Here is an 18,482-nt window from a genome sequence, read left to right as displayed (position 1 = left end):
GGTCAGCTCCTCGGGGGTGGGGCCAGGCGGAGCACGTTCCAGGACACGGGCGGCAGGAGGGCCTCCAGCCGCCCGTCGAGCACCCGGGCGTCGCGGCCCTCGCGGGGCACGACGCGGTCGGGGTCGTCGGCGGTGTTCACCGCGTACGGGTCGTCGTCGGCGAGGACCGAGTGCTCGGCCAGCACGAGCGGGCCGAAGCCGTGCAGCGCGACCTCGAGCGGCAGCGGCTCCTCGGTGCCCCGGTTGACGGCGAGGACCACGACCTCGCCCGTGGCGGGGTCGTGCGTGGCGGTGGCGTGCAGCAGCGGCACCTCGCCGTACGCCGCCGTGGCGTAGGTCGGCCCGTGCGCCTCGACGCGCAGCACCTGCCCCCGCGCCAGGCGGGAGGCCTGGGCGAAGGGGTGGAAGATCGTCTGCCGCCAGGCCCGCCCGCCGGGCTCGGTCATGATCGGCGCGATGACGTTCACCAGCTGGGCCTGGCAGGCGACGGTGAGGCGCTCGGCGTGGTTGAGCAGCGTGACGAGGAACGAGCCGACGACGACGGCGTCCGCGACGTTGAAGCGGTCCTCGATGAGCGGGCGCGCGTACTGCCAGTCGAGGTTCGGGGCCCCGACGAAGCGCCGCTGGTACCAGACGTTCCACTCGTCGAACGCGACCTTGAGCCGCTTGCGCTGGCGCAGCCGGGCGCCGACCGCGTCCGACGTGGAGATGACGGCGTCGATGAACGCGTCCATGTCGACCGCCGTCGCGAGGAAGGTGCCGAGGTCGCCCACCAGCTCCTCGTAGTACGCGTGCATGGACACGTAGTCCACGTGCTCGTACGTGTGCTCCAGCACCCGGTCCTCCCAGGTGCCGAAGGTCGGCATCTGCGAGTGCGAGCTGCCGACCGCGACGAGCTCGACCGACGGGTCGACGAGGCGCATGGCCTTGGCCGTCTCGGCGGCGAGGCGGCCGTACTCGTCGGGGGTCTTGCGCCCCACCTGCCACGGGCCGTCGAGCTCGTTGCCGAGGCACCAGAGCTTGATGCCGTGCGGCTCCTTCGCCCCGTTGGCGATGCGCAGGTCGGACCAGTACGTGCCGGACGGGTGGTTGGCGTACTCCAGGACGTCGCACGCCTCCTGGATGCCGCGGGTGCCGAGGTTGACCGCCATCATCGGCTCCAGGCCGGCGCGCTGCGCCCAGCCGGCGAACTCGTCGAGGCCCACGGTGTTCGGCTCGATGGCGCGCCAGGCGAGCTCGAGGCGGACGGGGCGCTCGTCGACGGGGCCGACCCCGTCCTCCCAGCGGTAGCTGGACACGAAGTTGCCGCCGGGGTAGCGCACGACGGTGGGGCCGAGCTCGCGCACGAGGTCCAGGACGTCGCGGCGGAAGCCGTCCGCGTCCGCGCTCGGGTGCTCGGGCTCGTGGATGCCGGTGTAGACGCACCGGCCCATGTGCTCGACGAAGGTGCCGAAGACCCGCCGGTCCACGGGGGCGAGGGCGAACGAGGGGTCGAGGACGAAGGAGGCCGGCTGCACGCACCCCTTCGTACACGGGGCTTGCAACGTTGTAAAGCCACGGTCCGGACACGGCGCGCCGCGTACGCTGCCTGCCGTGACCGGACGTGCACGGCCGACGGGGGCGAGCCTGAAGGACGTCGCCGCGCTGGCCGGCGTCTCCGTGAAGACCGTGTCGAACGTGGTCAACGGCTACGTCCACGTGGCGCCCACCACGCGCGAGCGGGTGCAGCGGGTGCTCGACGACCTCAACTACCGGCCCAACCTCGCCGCGCGGAACCTGCGCCTGCGCCGCTCGGGGGTCATCGCCCTGGCGGTCCCGGAGATCGGCCTGCCCTACTTCGCCGAGCTGGCCCGGCACGTCATCAAGGCCGCGGAGGTGCACGGCTGGACGGTCCTCGTGGACCAGACCGACGGCGTGGCCGAGCGCGAGCAGCTCGTCATCGACGGCATCCGCGGGCACCTCATCGACGGGCTCATCCTCAGCCCCGTCGCGCTCGACGCGGCCGGGATCGCCGCCCGCACCGACGCGACGCCGATGGTCCTGCTCGGCGAGCGCGTGTACGACGGCCCGGCCGACCACGTGGCCATCGACAACGTGACCGCCGCCCGCCAGGCGGTGGAGCACCTGCTCGGCCTCGGGCGGCGGCGGGTCGGCGTGGTGGGCGCGCAGGAGGGCGACCGGGCGGGCACGGCGCGACTGCGCCTGCGCGGCGCGGAGCAAGCGCTGTCCCGGGCTGGAGCGCGGGACGACCTCGTGGTGCCCGTCGCGGCCTTCGACCGGGCCGAGGGTGCGCGCGCCGTGGCGCGGCTGCTCGAGGGCGGGGACCCGCCCGACGCCCTGTTCTGCTTCAACGACCTGCTCGCGCTCGGCGCCCTGCGCGCGCTGCACGAGGCAGGGCTGCGGGTGCCGCAGGACGTCGCCGTGTGCGGCTTCGACGACGTCGAGGACGGCCGCTGGAGCACGCCGACGCTGACCACCGTGGCGCCGGACAAGGCGCAGATCGCCCGGGTCGCCGTCGACCACCTCGCGGCCCGGCTGCTGCGCGGCGAGGGCCACGGGCCGCAGGAGACCGTGGCCGGGCACGTGCTCGTCGAGCGCGAGAGCACGCGCGGCCGCTGAGGGGGCTGGGGCGCTGAGGGGGCTGGGGGTGCTGGGGCGGCGGGCGCCGCGGGCCTGCGAGGGGCTCTGACGGGCCGGTGCGCCGCCGCGGGGCAGGATGGGCCCGTGGACGAGATCGCCGTGGACGAGCGGGGCATCCGCCTCGGCCAGCTGCTCAAGGTGTGGGGCGCCGTCGACACGGGCGGCGAGGTCAAGGCGCTGCTCGAGGCCGGCGAGGTGCAGGTCAACGGCCGCCCCGCCAGGGGCAGGGGGGCCCAGCTGCGCGTCGGTGACGTCGTCGCGCACGGCGGGCGCAGGGTCCGGCTCGTCGCTGCGCCGGGCTGAGCCCTCCGCTCGCGCGGCACCGCCGGGCCCGTACCCCTGAGGGGCACCCCGAGGCGCGCAGCGCCCATGAAGGGCACCCCGAGGCGCGCAGCGCCCATGAAGGGCACCCTCAGCAGACTCGAGTCTGCTGAGGGGCACCCCCAGGGGCGTCGGACGCCTGAGGGTGCCCCTCATGCGTACGGGCGCAGGCCCCTCCCGCCGCGCGCTCAGCCCAGGCGGCGGTCCACGGCGGTGAGCAGGGTGCTGCGGGCCTTGTGCGCCTGCTCGTAGTCGCGCACGTGCGTGAGCGCGCGCTGGTCGAGGTCCGCGAGCGCCTGGCGCACCTGGGCCACGGTCTGCTCGTCGTACCCCTCCCAGGGTGCGCTGTCGTGCCGGGCGCGCCGGGCCGCCCGGCGCGCGGCGGGCGGGTTGGCGACGTGCTGGTGACCCTCGCGGGTGCCCTCCTGCTTCGCGCGCTCGGTGCTCTCGCGCTGCTCCGGCGAGAGCTCTTCCCACGCGGCGTCGGGCAGGTACCGCTTCGTGCCCCCGTCGTCGGTGCGCGCGCGCTCCGCGTCGTCCTCGGTGCGCCAGTGCTCGTCGCCCCACTGCTCGAGGTGGCGCTGGGACTCCCGCGGCGGCCCCGTGTAGCCGCCGCCGGCGGCCTCGTAGCGCTGCACGAGGAGCTGCGCCTTGCGCGCGCTCCACTGCCCCGCGCGCCCGCCCTTGCCCCCCGCCGTGATCTCGGCCTTGAGGCGCTCGCGCAGGTCCGGGTCGGTGTACGGGCTCGTGCCCTCGCCCTTGCCGCGCTTGCCCTTCGCGCCCTTGCCCTTGCTGCCCTTGCTGGCCTTGGCGTCCTTGCTGGCCTTGGCGTCCTTGCTGGCCTTGACGTCCTTGCTGCCCTTGCCCTTGCTGCCCTTGGCGTCCTTGCCCTTGGCGCCCTTGCCCGTCGCGTCCTTGCCCTTGCCGCCCTTGCCCTTGCCGTCCTTGACGTCCTTGCCCTTGCCGCCCTTGCCCTTGCCGGCCTTGCCCTTCGCCTCGTCCTCCGGCTTGCGCTTACCGCCCGTGCGCCCGTTGCCCTCGTCCTCGTCCTTGCTGGACCCCACGGCCCCTCCTTCGTGCGACTGCGCCCTTCCTACCCCAGCGGCCGCAGGAGCCGCCCGCCGAGGCGCGGCGGGCGCGTGTCGGGCCCGCGCCGCCGGGTACCGCCGCACCACGACCGGCGCCCAGCGGCGCGACGCACGACGGGAGGAGTCCCATGGCCACCGGCGAGACCGGCTTCGACGACGTCACCTTCGACCTCATCTCCGTCCAGTACCACTCGCTCAAGGCGGGCCACGACTACGGCCAGTACGTCCGGGACGCGCGCAACGCCGGCCGCGAGGACATCGCCTCGTTCTTCGAGGAGGTCATGGCGCAGGACAGCGAGCGCGCGCGCCGCTGCCACGAGTTCATGAAGGAGCTGTCCGGCAGCTCCGAGTCCGGCCCGGCCGTCTCCTGACGCCGCCGCACCGGCACGACGAGGGCCCCGCAGCCGGTCGGCTGCGGGGCCCTCGTCCGTGCGGTGCCCTGCTCAGGCGACGTTCATGGTGTCGGGGTCCGGGCCGAGGCGCTGGCCGCGGTCCAGCCCGGTGAGCGTGGCCATCTCCTCGGTGGACAGCTCGAAGTCGAACACCGCGATGTTGGAGCGGATCCGCTCCGGCGTCACCGACTTGGGGATGACGACGGTGCCGCGCTGGACGTGCCAGCGCAGCACGACCTGCGCCGGCGTGCGGTCGTGCGCCTGCGCGACGGCGGCGACCGCCGGGTCGGCCATGAGCTCGCCGCCCTGCCCGAGGGGGCTCCACGCCTCGGTCACGACCTGGTGCTCGTCGTGGAAGGCGCGCAGCGCGTCCTGGGCGAGGTACGGGTGCAGCTCGACCTGGTTGATGACCGGGCGCACGTCCGTCTCGTCGAACAGGCGCCGCAGGTGGTTCGGCTGGAAGTTGGACACGCCGACCGCGCGGACCCGGCCCTCGGAGTAGAGCCGCTCGAAGGCGCGCCAGGTGTCGAGGTAGAGGTCGCGCGCGGGCGTCGGCCAGTGGATGAGGTAGAGGTCGAGGACGTCGAGCCCCAGCTTCGCCATGCTCGTGTCGAAGGCGCGCAGGGTGCTGTCGAAGCCCTGGTCGGCGTTCCAGAGCTTGGTCGTCACGAAGACCTCGTCGCGCGGCAGGCCCGCGTTCGACAGGGCCTTCCCGACGCCCTCCTCGTTCTGGTACGCCGCCGCGGTGTCGATGTGGCGGTACCCGGCCTCGAGGGCCAGGGAGACGTTGCGCTCGGTCTCGGCCGGGTCGACCTGGAACACCCCGTAGCCGAGCTGCGGGATGCCGACGCCGTTGTTGAAGGTCACGTAGGGCACGTCAGGCATGCCCGAGGGACTACCCGGCGGCGCCGGGCCGGGAACCCGCGCCGCGCGTGCCGGCCGTCACCCCGAGGTCGGCCTGGACCGGCGCCAGCGCGTCCTCGACCTCGGCCAGCACGTCCGCCGGCCAGGCCCGCCAGCCCCCGCCGCCGGGCGTCGCGACGTGCCCCTCGTGCAGCAGGGTGCGCCCGTGCGCGGCGTCGCCCATCGCGTCCGCCGGCCCCGCCTCGACCGCGGCAGCGGCACGCACCGCGGCGGCGGCGGCGCGCTCGTCGAGGGGCAGCCCCGTCGCGGTCCACACCCGCGCCAGGACGTCCGCCGGGTGGGCCACCAGGTCGTCGTACGGGACGAGGAGGGCGCCCGCGTCGCGCCACCAGCGCACGTTGTCGAGGTTGACCCGCCACCGCCGCGAGGCCAGCGCCTGCGCCGGGTCCTGGCCGAAGGCGCGGCAGAACGAGTGCAGGACGTCGCGCCAGTCCCGCAGGGTGAGCACCGGCAGGAGCCTCCCGCGGGCGAGCAGCCCGCTCCAGTCGGCGCCCTCGGGGATCGCCGGGCTGTGGTGCGCCTTGGCCACCGCCACGCCGAGCGCCTCGACGAAGGACCAGGCCGGGCCGTCGAGCAGCGGCACCTGCTCCGGCTCGACGTACCCCAGGCGCGCGCCGGCCAGCGAGCGCTCGGCGTGCTCACCCAGCAGGTTGTACGCCAGAGTGCTCCCCGAGCGGTAGCCGCCGCAGGCGAGCAGGACCAGGGGCGGCGTGAGGGGCACGGTCGGCGATGCTAGCCGCGCCCCCGCCGCGCCCGGGGACGCGACGAGGGCAGGAGGCGCAGTGGGGCCAGCGGTGCAGGGTGCGGCCGGACCGGTCGGAGCGGTGCGCCCCGGGCTCGAGCCCGCCGACCCCGTGCCGGGGGTGCGGCGCGTCGCGGTCCTGCGCAGCGGCGGCATCGGCGACTACCTCAACGCCGAGCCCGCGCTCACCGCGCTGCGCGCGGCGTACCCGCAGGCCGAGATCACCCTCCTCGGCGCCGCGCACCACCGCCCGCTCGTCGAGGGCCGGCCCGGCCCCTGCGACCGGCTCGAGGTCGTCCCCGCGGTGCCCGGGGTGCGGGCCGGGGACGGTCCGGACGCGCCCGGCGAGGAGGTCGAGGCCTGGTGCGCGGCCCAGCGGGCCCGCGGCTACGACCTCGCCGTGCAGCTGCACGGCGGCGGCGGCAACAGCAACCCGCTGCTGCTGCGCCTGGGCGCGCGGACCACCGCCGGCACGGCGGCACCGGGAGCGCCCCGCCTGGACCGCACGGTGCCCTGGTCGCCGTACCAGCACGACGTGCTGCGCTGGCTCGAGGTCGCCGCGGCGGCCGGCGCGCCCGCGGTGCGCCTCGAGCCGCGCCTGGCCCTCACCGAGGACGACCTGCGCCGCAGCCGCGAGGCCCTGCCCGACGGGGAGCCGTTCGTCGCGGTGCACCCCGGAGCGACGGAGCCGCGGCGGCGATGGCGCCCGGAGCGCCTCGCCGAGGTCGGCGACGCGCTGGCCGCCGAGGGCGCCCGGGTCGTGCTGCTCGGCAGCCCGGCGGAGCGCCCGCTCACCGCGCAGGTCGCCGCCGCCGCCCGCTCGGACCGCTGGACCGACCTCACCGGCGCGGTCGACCTGCGGGGCCTGCTGGGGCTGCTCGCCCGGGCCGACCTGCTGCTGGGCAACGACAGCGGGCCCCGCCACCTCGCCGCCGCCCTCGGGACGCCGACGGTCGCCGTGTTCACCAGCGCCAACGCCGTCGACGTCGCACCGCTCACCCGCACCTGGCACCGCACCGCGGTGTCCTGGGGCTCGGCCTGCGCCCGCTGCGGGATGCCGTACCTCGCCGGCGACTGCGGGCACGGCGAGACCGTGCTCGACGACGTGCCCGGCGAGGAGGTCCTCGCCCACGCCCGCGACCTGCTCGCGCAGCGCGCCGTCCCCGCATGACCGCCGCGGGCGGTGGGGCGGAGGCGGTCAGGCGAAGGCGGAGCGCCCGGTGATGTCGCGGCCGACGATGAGGGTCTGGATGGTCTCCGTCCCCTCGTAGGTGTGGATCGCCTCCATGTCGCCCATGTGCCGGATGACGTGGTGCTCCAGCAGGATGCCGTTGCCGCCCAGCAGGTCGCGGGCGTCGGCGATGATCGCCCGGGCCTTGCGGGTGTTGTGGACCTTCGCCAGCGAGGCCATGGTGCCGGTCAGCCCGCCGGCCTCCTCGAGGCGGGACGTGCGCAGGCAGTAGAGCTGCATGGCGGTCAGCTCGGTGAGCATGCGGACCAGGCGGTCCTGCACGATCTGGAACGCCGCGAGGGGCCTGCCGAACTGCTCGCGCTGCTGCGCGTAGCTCAGCGCGGCCTCGTACGCCGCCGTCGCGTGCCCGAGGGCGGCCCAGGCGACGCCCGCGCGGGTGGCGGCGAGCACCCGCCCGGCGTCCCGGAAGCTGCCGGCACCGGGCAGCCGCGCGTCGAGCGGCACCCGCACGCCCTCCAGCCGCACGTCCGCCTGGTGGATGGCGCGCATCGCGCCCTTGCCGGTGATGGGCTCGGCGTGCAAGCCCGGCGTGCCGCGCTCGACGAGGAAGCCCTGCACCTGCCCGTCGTCGCCGCGGGCCCAGACCACGGCGACGTCGCACATCGCGCCGTTGCCGATCCACCGCTTGGTGCCGTCGAGCACGTACGCGGCGCCGTCGCGCCGGGCCGTCGTGCCGAGCGCGACGGAGTCCGAGCCGTGCTCCGGCTCGGTGAGCGCGAAGGCGCCGAGCGCCTCCATCCGCGCCATGCGCGGCAGCCACCGCTCCTTCTGCTCGTCCGAGCCGAGCAGGGCGATCGAGCGCATCGCCAGGCCCGACTGGACGCCGTGCACCGTCGCGAGGCTGCCGTCGCCCCGGTGGAGCTCCATCGCGACGAGGCCGGACGCGGTCGGCGTCATCTTCGCGCAGCCGTAGCCGTCGATGCCGTCCCCGACCAGGTCGAGGTCGCCGAGCCGGCGGACGAGGTCCACCGGCACCTCGGCGCGCTCCCAGTAGCCGTTGATGACGGGCAGCACCTCCTCGTCGACGAACGCGCGCACCCGGCGCCAGCGCTCGACCTCCTCCTCGGTGAGCTCGCCGGCGAGGCCGAAGCAGTCCGTCCCCAGCCCTCGGGACACCTCGTACGCCGTCACGGTCGTTCTCTCCTCGTGCTCGCGGTCGGGGTCGGTCGGGGTCGGTCGGGCCGGTCGTCGGTCGGGGCCGTCGCGGGCGGGCTCACGCGCGCACCATGCGCACCGCGAGGTCGGCGTAGAGGTCGCCGACCTGCTCGGGGCTGCGCCCGGGCGAGCGCGGTGACCAGCGCGCGACGTCGATGCCGAGGGAGAGCACCGCTAGGGCGACCGCGGGCACGTCGTCCACCGCGAAGGCCCCCGCGGCGACGCCGTCCTCGACGATCCCGCGCAGCAGGTGCTCCAGCTCGCGGCGGCGGGCCGCGACCTCGGCGAAGTGCTCGGGGTCGAGGGCGTCGAGCTCGTCCTGCACGACCCGGGCGACGAGGTGCTCGCGGGCGTGCCAGGAGGTGAACGTCCGCACGTACGCCCGCAGGCGCGCCTCCGGCCCGTCCGCGCCCGCGACGGCCTCGCCCACCAGCGCCAGCGCGCGCTCGTGCCCCCGCCGGCAGATCGCGTGCAGCAGCTCCTCCTTGGAGCGGAAGTGCACGTAGAGCGCACCGGCGCTGACCCCGGCCCGCGCGGCGATGTCGCGGGTCGTGGTGGCGTGGTAGCCCCGCTCGGCGAACGCCTCCACGCCGGCCGCCAGCAGGCGCTCCGCGCCCGCGGGCCGCTCCCCGCCCCGGCCCGCGCGCCGTCCCCGGTCCCGGCCAGGGGGGCGAGCACGCCGGCGCGCGCGGCGCCCCGCTCGACGGGGGCGCCGCGCCGCGCGTCGGGGGCGTCGGTGCCGGCCACCCCTCGACCGTAGGCGTGGCGTACGGGGCGAGCAAGCGCTCAGTCAGGAGCCGGTGCAGCGGACCGGGTGGCGGGGTGCGCCCGGGCGCCCTACGGTCCTGGCCATGCGCCGCGCCACGCTGCCCCGCACCTCGCCGCGCAGCCTCGCGGCCGCCCTGCTCACGAGCTGCGCCCTCGTCCTCGGGGTCGCGCTGACGCCCCCGGCCGAGGCGCAGCCCCGGTTCCCGGGCACCGTCCCGCTGCCGGCGGGCAGCCAGCCCGAGGGCATCGCCGGCGGCCCCGGCACCACGTTCTTCGCCGGCGCGCGCACCGACGGGAGCATCGTGCGCGGCGACCTACGCACCGGCGAGAGCCGCGTCCTCGTCCGCGGTCAGGAGGGGCGCGTCGCCGTGGGCATGCGCTACGACGCCGCGACCGGGCGGCTGTGGGTGGCCGGCGGCGCGACCGGCGCCGTGACCGCGTACGACGGGCGCACCGGCCGCGAGCTCGGGCGCTGGGTGGTGCCGGGCAGCGGCTTCCTCAACGACGTCGAGGTGACCCGCCACGCGGTGTACGTCACCGACTCGGCGGTGCAGCGCCTCGTGGTGGTGCCCCTCGGCCGGGGCTCGCGGCTGCCGGGCCCGGACGGCGCGCGCACCCTGCCGCTGACCGGCGACCTGCAGTACGTCGAGGGCTTCAACGCCAACGGCGTCCGCGCCCTGCCCGGCGGCCAGTGGCTGGTGGTCACGCAGAGCGCCACCGGCGACCTCTACCGCGTCTCCCCGCGCAGCGGGCGCACCCAGCGGATCGACGTCTCGGGACCGGACCTGACCGGCGGCGACGGGCTCGTCCTGCGCGGGCGCACGCTCTACGTCGTCTACGGCTTCTCGACCGACGAGGCGGCCGTGGTGCGGCTGGACCGGCGCGGCCTCGCCGGGCGCGTCGTCGGGCGGGTCGGCGACCCGGACCTCGACCGCCCCACGACGGGGATCATCACCGCCCGGGCCCTCTACCTCGTCAACGGGCGCTTCGCCGTGCCGCCGACGCCCACCACCCCCTACGACGTGGTGCGGGTGGAGGTCCCCCGCCGCCTGCGCTGAGCGGGCCCGCGCCGGCCTAGCGGGCCCGCCGGACCCGCACGGGGCCGCGCGCGGTGGACGGGTCCACGACCCGCCCGCGCTGGAGCACCTCGACCTCGCCGCGGGCGACGAGCCGGCGGGCGGCCGCCCGGGCCGGCTCCATGAGCGGCCGCCAGGCCGCCTCGTCCTCGCCGCCGACCGCCCGGGCCGCCTCGCTCGGGCACACGGTCGCGCCGCCGGCCCGGCGCCCCAGCAGGTCGAGCAGCGCCCGCTCCAGCGCGACGTCGGTCGGCGACACCCCGCGGCGGCGGCAGGCCGCGGAGCACCAGCGGACCTCGTCCCAGTCGCGCTCCCAGCGCTTGCGCCACGTGATGGTGCGCCCGCACGCGGCGCAGGTCTTCGTCGGGACGTCCGGCACGGTCCCATCCTGCGGCGCCCCGGGCGCCCGCGCGCGCCCGCCGGTACGGTGCCGTCCGTGGAGCGGAGGTCGTGACGGCGCACGGTGCCCCCCTGCCGGGCGCGGGCGGGACGCTGGAGGCGGTCGGCCCCTACCGGCTCATGGGGCGGCTCGGCGAGGGCGGCATGAGCGTCGTGCACCTCGCGCTCGACCCCGCGGGCCGCGCGGTGGCCCTCAAGCTGCTCAAGCCCCACGTCGCGGGCGACGCCGAGGGGCGGGCCCGCTTCGCCCGCGAGGTGCGCGCGCTGCGGCGGGTCCGGGGTCGGCACGTGGCCGAGGTCCTCGACGCCGCCGCCGACGCGGAGCACCCGTACGTCGTCATGCGCTACGTCAACGGCCGGGCGCTGCACGACGTCGTCCCCGCGGCCGGCCCGCTCGACCTGCCCGCCCTGCTGCGCCTCGGCGCCGGCCTCGCCGACGCCCTGCTCGACGTCCACGCGGCCGGCGTGGTGCACCGCGACCTCAAGCCCGGCAACGTGCTGCTCGAGGACGGCGAGCCCGTCGTCATCGACTTCGGCATCGCCCGGCTCGCCGACGAGACGCGCGTGACGAGCACCGGGCTGCTCGTCGGCACGCCGGGCTACCTCGCGCCCGAGGTGGTCCTGGGCCACGAGGCGGGCCCGGCGGCCGACGCGCACGGCTGGGGGACGACCGTCGCGTACGCCGCCACGGGCCGCTCCCCGTTCGGCTCCGGGCCGCTCGACGCGGTCCTGTTCCGGGTGACCCGCGCCGAGGCCGACCTCGCCGGGGTGCCGGCGCCGCTCGCCCCGCTGGTGCGCGCCTGCCTCGACCCCGACCCCGCGCGGCGGCCGGCCCCGCGCGAGCTCCGGGCGCGCTGCCGCGCGCTGCTCGACGCGGTCCCCGGCAGCGGCGCCGTCCCCTCGCCGCCCGCGGCGCCGGTGGTCCCGGTGGACGCCGGCGGCGCCGGGGCCGCTGCGACCGCCGTCGTCCCGGCGGACCCCGGCGCGGCGACCCGGGTCGTGCGGCCCGGTGAGCGGCCCGCGGGCCCCGTACCGCCCCCTGCCCGCCCCGCGGCACCGCCGACCCGGGTGGGGGCACCGCCCACGTCCGTCGCCGCTCCCCCGACCGCGGTCGCCGCGCCGCCCACGGCGGTCGCCGCCGGATCCCCGGCCGTCGGTCCCGCGGCCCTGCAGCCCGCCGCGGGCGGGCGCGGCGACGTCGAGCGCGCCGGCGCGGCGGCCGGCCCGGGCGCGCCCGTGCCGGCCCCGCCCCGGCACGTGCGCGCCCGGCAGCCGCAGCACCAGCCCCTGCTCGCGCTGCTCCTGGGGCTCGTCGTCGTGCTCGTCGCCACCGCGGCGCCCTGGCTCGGCGCCGCGCTGCTCGTGGTCCTGCTGGTCCTGCTGCGGGTCGCCGACAGCGCCGCGCTCGCGCACGTGCGCCGCCGCGAGCGCCGCCCGGACCGCCGCCAGGGGTGGCGCACCGCGCTGGCGCTGCCGTGGCACCTGCTGGCCGGGACGTGGGCGGCGCTGTTCCACCTGCCCGTGCCCCTGGCCGCGGGCGGCGTCCTCGGCGGCGCCGCCGCGCTCGCCGCGCCCGCCGCGGGCGCGGGGAGCGCCGGTCGCGCCCTGCAGCTGGGGGCGGCCGTGGCCGCGGCCGCCGTGCTGGCGCTCTCCTGGCGCGGGCAGCGGGGGCAGGCGGTGCGCCGGGCCTCGTCGTGGTCCCTGGACCGGGTGGCGGGCACCCCGACGAGCCGGGCGCTCGTCGTCGGCGCGGGCGTCCTCCTCGTCGCCGTCCTGCTGCTGGCGGCCGTCCCCGCCGGGCCCGCGTGGTGGCCCGGCTCCGCGCCCGGCGGCCTGCGCGCCCCCGTCGCCGACGTGCTCCCGGCGGTGCCCGACCGGCTGCCGGGGCGGTAGCCGGTCCGGGCCCGGGTCCCCCGCTCAGGCGCGGCGGCGGTGGCGGACCGGGTACAGCGCGGCCACCAGCCCGGCGAGCACGCTGGCCAGGTGCAGCCAGTTGTCGGCCCAGTTGATGTTGAGGATGTCGACGTCGTCGTCCTCGGCGGCGAAGAGGCCGTACACGAAGGTCGCCCCGTAGCCCACGACGAGCAGCCAGCCGAAGGTGCGGGCCGTCGCCGTCGTGCGCGCCAGGGCGATGCCGGCGGCGCCGATGACGAGGTGCACGACGTTGTGCAGCGGGTTGACGCCGAAGCCGAGCAGCGTCTCGTCCGGGTTGGTGCCCAGCCAGTCGTCGAAGCCGGTCACGAGGAAGCCGGCGAGCCCGGCGAGCAGGTACGCCGCGCCCACGACCAGCGCGACGAGCTGCGGGACGGTGCGGCCGGCGGGGGCGGTGCCACGGGGGGTGCTCACGGTCTCGTCCTCCTGGGGTCTGGCACAGGTCGGTCGCACCGGCCCGGGCGGGACGGTGCAGGGCGCGGATGACCGCTGGGGGCGGGTCGAAACGCAGCGCGGGCTGCGCATGGTCGCGCTCCCGGCGGGTACCCGGCGCCCCGGAGGGGGATGCCATGGCCCGGAACGTCATCAGCCTCGTCGCCACCGAGCACCGCCGCATCGACGAGCTGCTCGTGCGGTCGGTCAAGGGGCGGGGCTCGCGCGAGAAGCACCGCGACGAGGCGGTCGCGCTCGTCAACGCGCACCTGCGCGCCCTGCGCGCCGAGGTGCACGACTTCGTCCTGCAGCGGGTGCCCGAGCGCAGCGACGAGGTCGCCGCGCTCGACAGCACTCAGGACGAGCTGGTGCAGGTCGCCGACGGGGTGGCGGGCACCGACCCGACCACGCCGTCGTACGCGCCGCGCGTCGAGGCGCTGCGCGAGAGGTTCGTCACGTACGCCAGCCGGGAGGGGGACCTGCTCAGCGAGGCGGCGCGCAGCGTCGAGGTGCCGCGCCTGCGGGACCTCGGGGCGGCGTACCTGCGCAAGCGGGACGCCGAGCTCAAGGCCCGCGCCGCGGGGACGTCCCGGGGCACCCCGCGCCGGCTCGACGTGCCCAAGGCCGACCTCTACGAGCAGGCCCGCCGCGCCGGGATCCCCGGTCGCTCGGCGATGAGCCGCGAGGAGCTCATCCGCGCCCTGCGCGAGGCCCAGGGGGCGCGCCGCTGAGCGGGCGCGCCCGCGGGGACGGTCCGTCAGCCGCGCGGCGCGGGCGCCGGCTCGACGTGGACGACCTTGGTCGTCGTCATCTCGTCGAGCAGCTCCGGGCCGTAGCCGAAGCCCGCGCCGCTCGCGCCCCGCGGCTGCGCGGCGCCGCCCGGGGCCCCGCCGAACGCCGCGTTGACCTTGACGGTCCCGACCGGCAGCTCCCGCCACGCCCGCTGGGCGTGCTCCATGTCCGCGGTGAGGATGACGGCGGCCAGGCCGTACGGGCCCTCGCAGGCCGCCTCGAGCGCCGCGTCGAACGACGGGACGACCTGCACCGGCGCGACCGGGCCGAAGGTCTCCTCCCGCATGACGAGCATCTCGGGCGTGCAGCCGACCAGCACGGTGGGCGGGTAGTACGCCCCCTCCCCGTGGGGCAGCTCCCCGCCGACCAGGGCCTTGGCGCCGCGCTCCAGCGCGTCCTCCACGTGGCGGTGCACGCCCTCGCGGTGCCGGGCGTCGACGAGCGGGCCCACCGTCGTCGCCGGGTCGAGGCCGGGACCCACGACGGCGTCGCGCGCCCGCGCCGCCAGCTCGTCGAGGAACGCGTCGGCGACGTCGGCGTGGACGTAGATCCGCTCGACGGACGTGCAGATCTGCCCGGCGTTGGCGAAGGAGCCCAGCGCCGCCTGCTCCGCGGCCCACGCGGGGTCGACCCCGGCGTCCACGACGAGCGGGTCGTTGCCGCCGTTCTCGAGCAGCACGGCCGCGCCGGTGGCGGCGGCGGCCCGGGCGATGCTGCGCCCGGTCGCGGTCGAGCCGACGTGGGCCACGAGGTCGAGGTCGGCCGAGGCCAGCGCCGCGCCGGTGGCGCCGTCGCCGGTGACGACGCGCAGGACGTCGGCCGGCAGCTCCGCGGCGAAGCACGCGGCGAGGGCGAGGCCGGTGGAGGTCGTGCGCTCGCTGGGCTTGTGCACCACGGTGTTGCCGGTGACGAGCGCCGCGGCGAGCAGCCCGGCGGCCACGGCCACCGGGTCGTTCCACGGCGTGATGACCCCGACGACGCCGCGCGGCTCGGGGACCATGAGGTCGGTGGCGCCCGGCGCCCCGAGCAGGGAGCGGCCGCGGTGCACCGGGCCGAGCTGGGCGTACTGCTCGATGGTGCCGATCGCGGCCTCGACCCCGCCGCGGGCGTCGCCCAGCGGCTTGCCCATCTCGCGGGTGGTCCAGCGCGCCAGCTCGTCGGCCTGCTCGCGGACCCGGTCGGCGACCCGCCGCAGCGCCGCCGCGCGCTCGGCGGGGGGCGTGCGGCGCCAGCCCGGGGCTGCCGCACGGGCCGCGGCGACGGCGGCCCGGACCTCCGGCGCGCCGGTGACGGCCACCTCCGGCAGCGGCTCCCCCGTCGCGGGGTCGACGGGGCGCAGGGGGGCGGTGGGCTGCTCGGGCACGCGGTGGCTCCTCGGGACGGTGGTGGCGGGCGTACGGCCCGGGGGCAGCCTGCCCAGCCGCGGCCCCCGCGGGCAAGCCAGGGCCCCCGGCGCGGGCGCGCGCGGGGGCCCCGGGACGGGTGCCGGCCTAGCCGGCCGAGACCTCGGTGATGCGCTCCTCGAGGAGCTCCAGCACGGGCGGGCGCGCGGCGTGGCTGCGCTCCCACTCCCGGAGCACCTCGAGCTCGGGCAGGTCGAGGGCGCGGACGCTCGGGCGCAGCGAGACCGCGCTGCGCGCGTCCCAGCCGGCGACCGGGAGGTCCGCCTCGGCCCGCGCGGGCGCGCCGGCCCCCGTGCCGGAGCCGCTCCCCGTGCTGCTCCCGGAGCCGCTCCCCGTGCTGCTCCCGGAGCCGCCGCGCGCGACGCTCCCGACGACGTCGGCCAGGGCGCCGGCGACGCGCCCGACCACCGGTCCGAGCACGGGGGCGGCCACCGCGCCCGCGCGCCCCGCGAGCGGACCCACCACGGGGACCCGGCGCACCGCGCCCCCGAGGCCGGCCGCCCAGGCCGCGGGACCCGACCGCCCCGGCTGCTGCTCCTGCTCCACCGCGTGCTCCTCCCGCTCGCTCGTCGTCCTCAGGTCAGGCTGGTGCCGGGGCCGTCCTCCACGGACGGCTCCTCGGCCCGGTGGAGCTTCGCGCGCTCCTCGTGCGGCAGCAGCACCGGGCCGCCCTCGCGCAGGGCCGCCTCCATCTGCTCCGCGTCGGGCTGCGGCGGCGTCTCCGCCGCCAGCGAGGAGTCGTAGCGCAGGCTCTGGTCGGGGTCGTCGTCCTCCCCCGGCGCCGCCGCCGGGGTGCGGTCCTCCCCCTCCGCCAGCTCGCGCCGGGCCTGCGTGTCGCCGTCGGCGCCCTGCCCCGCGGCGCCGCCCGGGCCCGGCGGGTCCGCGTCGACGTAGTCGCCGCCGTGGGGCGCGGGCGGCGGCACCGTGTCGCCGCCCTGCTGGTCCTGGAACGGGTCGTCGTCGCCGAGCGTCGACAGCGCCATCGCCGTCTCCGCCGGCGCCGGCGGCGTCGACGGCTCGCGGCTCTCGGCGTACGGGTCCCGCTCGGCGTCGGCCCCCGCCTCGGCGACCCGCGCGTCGGACGGGGTCATCGGCGCCGCGCCGATCGAGCCGCCCATGTCGTGCACCGCGTCGTCGTCCGGGTCGAACGGTCGGCGCATCACCGGCTCGGCGGCGCGCTCGGGGTCCGCGGGGACGTCCGGCGGGCTCGCGTGGCGGTCGTCCTGCGGGCTGCTCGTCACGTGTCTCTCCTGCTCCTGCGCCGCGGTGCGGCGCGTCTCGGTGGTCCTCGCCCGGTCGCCCGGGCCCCGGCCCGGGCGACGGGTCAGGCGCGGTGCGTCTCCACGCCGCCGCCGATCGCCTCCCAGACCTCCTGCACGTTCTGGTACTCGCGGCCGCCGGGCAGGCGCGCGAGGTCGGTGAGCACCACGCCGGGGGCCTGGCCCTGCTGGGCCGCGCTGACGACCTCCTCGCGCGTCGCCGGCCAGAGGTGCCGGCCCAGCGCCTGGGCCAGCGCGCTGCGCCGCTCGACGTCCTCGGGCGTCATGCCCTCGGGGGTGCCGCCGGTGAGGGTGCCGTCCGGCACGAGGTCGACGTCGGGCTGGTCCTCGCCCGAGGGCTCGGGGTCCTTCCACTCCTCGGCGTGCGTCGAGCGCCCGGCCCGCACGAGGCCCTCGGTCTCGTGCGCCAGGGCGTCGTCCTGACGGGCGCTGTGCTTGTCGCTGCCCCGCTCCACAGGTGCCTCCTCGTCGTCGCGCCCCCGCCGCCTCGGCGCGGTCGTCGCGCGGTGCGCCGATCCGGTGCCGTGGGCCCGGGCCGCCCCACCGGCGGGGCTGGTCCGGTCGCTACCCCCGCGGTCGCGGCGCGTAACGCGGCAGGGACGTGGCGCAGGTCCCGCGGCGGCGGTGCCGGGCACCGCGCTCGACCGGCGCCGGGCACGGCGCAGGCATGGGGCGTGCCCCCGCGGGTAGGCGCGGGGCGATGGCGCGCGACGACCCGCCGCCGCCGTCGGTCACCCGTACGCCACCAGAGGAGGACCCCCCATGCGCCTCGGCGCCCTGTCCGACGTCTACGCCGCCGCAGGCCCGGTCGCGACGGTCGTCCTCGAGACGAGCCGGGACAGCGCGACCGGCGCCCACGAGGTCGAGCTGCGGTGGCGCGCCCTGCGCGAGCAGCTGGCCGGCGCCGGCGCGCCCGACGCCGTCCTCGAGGCCGCCGAGGCCCTCGCCCTGGAGGTGCAGCGCGAGGGCGGGGCGGCGAGCCGCGTGCTCGTGGTCGGCGCCGAGGGGGACGTCCGGCTCGACGAGACCGTGCCCGCGCGGCTGGACGACACCGCCACCTGGGGCGAGCTGCCGGCGCTCATGCCGTTCCTCGTGCACCGCGCCCGCGAGGTGTCCGCGGTCGTCGTGCTCACCGACCGCACGGGGGCGGACATCCGCGTCCGGGCGCCGCGCAGCGCCCTGGACGGCAAGGAGGTGACGCTGGACAGCGGTCGCTACCCGATCCACAAGACCGGCATCGGCGGCTGGGCCGCGCTGCGCTACGAGCACAGCACCGAGAACGCCTGGGACCAGTCCGCCAAGGACGTCGCCCAGCAGGTCGACGAGCTGGTCGCCCTGACCGGCGCCGAGCTCGTCGCCGTCGGCGGCGACGTGCGGGCCGTGCAGCTGCTCGAGGAGCACCTCGGCCAGCGCGCCGGCGCCGCGCTGCGCCACCTCGAGCACGCCACCCGCGGCGCGGAGCTCGACGACCAGCGCTTCGAGGAGTCGCTGCAGGCGCTCCTGCAGGACTCCGGGGCCTCCCGGGACAGCGAGGTGCTGCACCGCTTCGTCGAGCTGCGCGAGCGGCACGACCGGGCCACCGAGGGGCTCGCCGCCGTCGTCGAGGCGCTGCGCCAGGCCCAGGTGGACACCCTCGTGCTGACCGAGGAGTCCCGCGACGAGCACCTGGCCGTGTTCGGGCCCGCGCCGACGGACCTCGCGCTCGAGGCGGGCGAGCTCACCGCGCTCGGCGAGCAGGACCTGCGCCGCGCCCCCGTCCTCGACGTCCTGCTGCGCGCGGCCGCGGGCACCGACGCGCGGCTCCTCGTCACCGACGAGGCGCGGCTCGCCCTCGGCGGGGCCCCCGCCGCCCTGCTGCGCTGGGCCTGAGGGCCGCCCCGCCGCGC

The 18,482-nt window shown here is 77.9% G+C and carries 20 protein-coding genes; 8 read left to right on the top strand and 12 right to left on the bottom strand.

Features of this window, described 5'->3' with window-relative positions; all coding sequences use genetic code 11:
• Positions 1-2: 2 nt before the first annotated feature.
• Positions 3-1,517 carry an arabinosylfuranosidase ArfA gene (gene arfA, locus D5H78_RS16030; protein ID WP_218566701.1) on the bottom strand — a complete coding sequence of 505 codons (1,515 nt, stop codon included), beginning with the start codon at positions 1,515-1,517 and terminating at the stop codon, positions 3-5.
• Positions 1,518-1,593: 76 nt separating this feature from the next.
• On the opposite strand from arfA, the gene D5H78_RS16025 reads away from it, so the two are divergent.
• Both D5H78_RS16025 and D5H78_RS16020 read left to right on the top strand, forming a co-directional pair.
• Positions 1,594-2,619 (top strand): LacI family DNA-binding transcriptional regulator, encoded by a 1,026-nt coding sequence (locus tag D5H78_RS16025; protein WP_218566700.1) that lies wholly within the window; start codon positions 1,594-1,596, stop codon positions 2,617-2,619.
• A gap of 105 nt (positions 2,620-2,724) precedes the next feature.
• On the top strand, positions 2,725-2,943 hold the full coding sequence (locus D5H78_RS16020) for an RNA-binding S4 domain-containing protein (RefSeq protein ID WP_218566699.1): 219 nt from the start codon (positions 2,725-2,727) through the stop codon (positions 2,941-2,943).
• Positions 2,944-3,149: 206 nt separating this feature from the next.
• Here D5H78_RS16020 and D5H78_RS19845 read toward each other — a convergent pair whose 3' ends face one another.
• The gene (locus D5H78_RS19845) at positions 3,150-4,025 is read right to left on the bottom strand and encodes a hypothetical protein (protein WP_218566698.1); all 876 of its coding nucleotides are present in this window, start codon (positions 4,023-4,025) and stop codon (positions 3,150-3,152) included.
• A 152-nt stretch (positions 4,026-4,177) separates the two neighbouring features.
• On the opposite strand from D5H78_RS19845, the gene D5H78_RS16010 reads away from it, so the two are divergent.
• A complete protein-coding gene (locus D5H78_RS16010; protein WP_119951493.1) occupies positions 4,178-4,420 on the top strand; it encodes an acyl carrier protein in 243 nt (80 codons plus the stop codon).
• A gap of 72 nt (positions 4,421-4,492) precedes the next feature.
• Here D5H78_RS16010 and D5H78_RS16005 read toward each other — a convergent pair whose 3' ends face one another.
• Together D5H78_RS16005 and D5H78_RS16000 are read right to left on the bottom strand one after the other, a co-directional pair.
• Complete coding sequence (locus D5H78_RS16005; protein ID WP_119951492.1) at positions 4,493-5,326, bottom strand: aldo/keto reductase; 834 nt, start codon at positions 5,324-5,326, stop codon at positions 4,493-4,495.
• A gap of 10 nt (positions 5,327-5,336) precedes the next feature.
• Positions 5,337-6,086, bottom strand: a complete 750-nt coding sequence (locus D5H78_RS16000; protein WP_119951491.1) for a sulfotransferase family protein — start codon at positions 6,084-6,086, stop codon at positions 5,337-5,339.
• A 61-nt stretch (positions 6,087-6,147) separates the two neighbouring features.
• Here D5H78_RS16000 and D5H78_RS15995 point away from each other — a divergent pair, with 61 nt between their 5' ends.
• Positions 6,148-7,278 carry a glycosyltransferase family 9 protein gene (locus D5H78_RS15995; RefSeq protein WP_218566697.1) on the top strand — a complete coding sequence of 377 codons (1,131 nt, stop codon included), beginning with the start codon at positions 6,148-6,150 and terminating at the stop codon, positions 7,276-7,278.
• Positions 7,279-7,305: 27 nt separating this feature from the next.
• Here the strand turns inward: D5H78_RS15995 and D5H78_RS15990 are convergent, their stop codons facing one another.
• Both D5H78_RS15990 and D5H78_RS20330 read right to left on the bottom strand, forming a co-directional pair.
• Positions 7,306-8,490, bottom strand: a complete 1,185-nt coding sequence (locus tag D5H78_RS15990) for an acyl-CoA dehydrogenase family protein (RefSeq protein ID WP_119951490.1) — start codon at positions 8,488-8,490, stop codon at positions 7,306-7,308.
• An 82-nt stretch (positions 8,491-8,572) separates the two neighbouring features.
• Positions 8,573-9,118 (bottom strand): TetR/AcrR family transcriptional regulator, encoded by a 546-nt coding sequence (locus tag D5H78_RS20330; protein WP_119951489.1) that lies wholly within the window; start codon positions 9,116-9,118, stop codon positions 8,573-8,575.
• A 247-nt stretch (positions 9,119-9,365) separates the two neighbouring features.
• Between D5H78_RS20330 and D5H78_RS15980 the strand changes: the two genes are divergently transcribed.
• The gene (locus D5H78_RS15980) at positions 9,366-10,340 is read left to right on the top strand and encodes an NHL repeat-containing protein (RefSeq protein WP_119951488.1); all 975 of its coding nucleotides are present in this window, start codon (positions 9,366-9,368) and stop codon (positions 10,338-10,340) included.
• A gap of 16 nt (positions 10,341-10,356) precedes the next feature.
• Here D5H78_RS15980 and D5H78_RS15975 read toward each other — a convergent pair whose 3' ends face one another.
• Positions 10,357-10,737, bottom strand: a complete 381-nt coding sequence (locus D5H78_RS15975; RefSeq protein ID WP_119951487.1) for a DUF2256 and DUF3253 domain-containing protein — start codon at positions 10,735-10,737, stop codon at positions 10,357-10,359.
• A 71-nt stretch (positions 10,738-10,808) separates the two neighbouring features.
• Between D5H78_RS15975 and D5H78_RS15970 the strand changes: the two genes are divergently transcribed.
• Positions 10,809-12,650, top strand: a complete 1,842-nt coding sequence (locus D5H78_RS15970; protein ID WP_119951486.1) for a serine/threonine-protein kinase — start codon at positions 10,809-10,811, stop codon at positions 12,648-12,650.
• A 24-nt stretch (positions 12,651-12,674) separates the two neighbouring features.
• On the opposite strand, the gene D5H78_RS15965 is transcribed toward D5H78_RS15970, so the two are convergent.
• Positions 12,675-13,103, bottom strand: coding sequence for a DUF4383 domain-containing protein (locus tag D5H78_RS15965; RefSeq protein WP_218566696.1), 429 nt, complete (start codon positions 13,101-13,103; stop codon positions 12,675-12,677).
• Between the two features lie 155 nt (positions 13,104-13,258).
• On the opposite strand from D5H78_RS15965, the gene D5H78_RS15960 reads away from it, so the two are divergent.
• On the top strand, positions 13,259-13,852 hold the full coding sequence (locus tag D5H78_RS15960; RefSeq protein WP_119951484.1) for a hypothetical protein: 594 nt from the start codon (positions 13,259-13,261) through the stop codon (positions 13,850-13,852).
• Between the two features lie 26 nt (positions 13,853-13,878).
• Here the strand turns inward: D5H78_RS15960 and D5H78_RS15955 are convergent, their stop codons facing one another.
• The 4 genes from D5H78_RS15955 to D5H78_RS15940 form a co-directional block, all read right to left on the bottom strand.
• Entirely contained in the window at positions 13,879-15,276 is a 1,398-nt protein-coding gene (locus tag D5H78_RS15955) for an aldehyde dehydrogenase family protein (protein ID WP_119951483.1), read from the bottom strand.
• Positions 15,277-15,403: 127 nt separating this feature from the next.
• Positions 15,404-15,862 carry a DUF8129 domain-containing protein gene (locus D5H78_RS15950; protein ID WP_119951482.1) on the bottom strand — a complete coding sequence of 153 codons (459 nt, stop codon included), beginning with the start codon at positions 15,860-15,862 and terminating at the stop codon, positions 15,404-15,406.
• Positions 15,863-15,891: 29 nt separating this feature from the next.
• Positions 15,892-16,557 carry a hypothetical protein gene (locus D5H78_RS15945; RefSeq protein WP_119951481.1) on the bottom strand — a complete coding sequence of 222 codons (666 nt, stop codon included), beginning with the start codon at positions 16,555-16,557 and terminating at the stop codon, positions 15,892-15,894.
• An 83-nt stretch (positions 16,558-16,640) separates the two neighbouring features.
• The gene (locus tag D5H78_RS15940; RefSeq protein ID WP_119951480.1) at positions 16,641-17,051 is read right to left on the bottom strand and encodes a DUF2795 domain-containing protein; all 411 of its coding nucleotides are present in this window, start codon (positions 17,049-17,051) and stop codon (positions 16,641-16,643) included.
• Positions 17,052-17,358: 307 nt separating this feature from the next.
• Here D5H78_RS15940 and D5H78_RS15935 point away from each other — a divergent pair, with 307 nt between their 5' ends.
• Positions 17,359-18,465: a baeRF2 domain-containing protein gene (locus tag D5H78_RS15935; protein ID WP_119951479.1), complete on the top strand. Its 1,107-nt coding sequence runs from the start codon at positions 17,359-17,361 to the stop codon at positions 18,463-18,465.
• The last annotated feature ends 17 nt before the right edge of the window (positions 18,466-18,482 follow it).

The sequence above is a fragment of the Vallicoccus soli genome (assembly GCF_003594885.1).
Lineage (GTDB): Bacteria > Actinomycetota > Actinomycetes > Motilibacterales > Motilibacteraceae > Vallicoccus > Vallicoccus soli.
Note: the sequence above shows the minus strand (reverse complement) of the source record. Positions and strands in the feature narration are given on the sequence as shown.

Excerpts from the sequence above, each read along its gene's own strand:
- D5H78_RS15960 (WP_119951484.1), top strand. The coding sequence starts at position 13,259 with ATGGCCCGGAACGTCATCAGCCTCGTCGCCACCGAGCACCGCCGCATC.
- D5H78_RS15935 (WP_119951479.1), top strand. The coding sequence starts at position 17,359 with ATGCGCCTCGGCGCCCTGTCCGACGTCTACGCCGCCGCAGGCCCGGTC.
- D5H78_RS16005 (WP_119951492.1), bottom strand. The coding sequence starts at position 5,326 with ATGCCTGACGTGCCCTACGTGACCTTCAACAACGGCGTCGGCATCCCG.
- D5H78_RS15980 (WP_119951488.1), top strand. The coding sequence starts at position 9,366 with ATGCGCCGCGCCACGCTGCCCCGCACCTCGCCGCGCAGCCTCGCGGCC.
- D5H78_RS16010 (WP_119951493.1), top strand. The coding sequence starts at position 4,178 with ATGGCCACCGGCGAGACCGGCTTCGACGACGTCACCTTCGACCTCATC.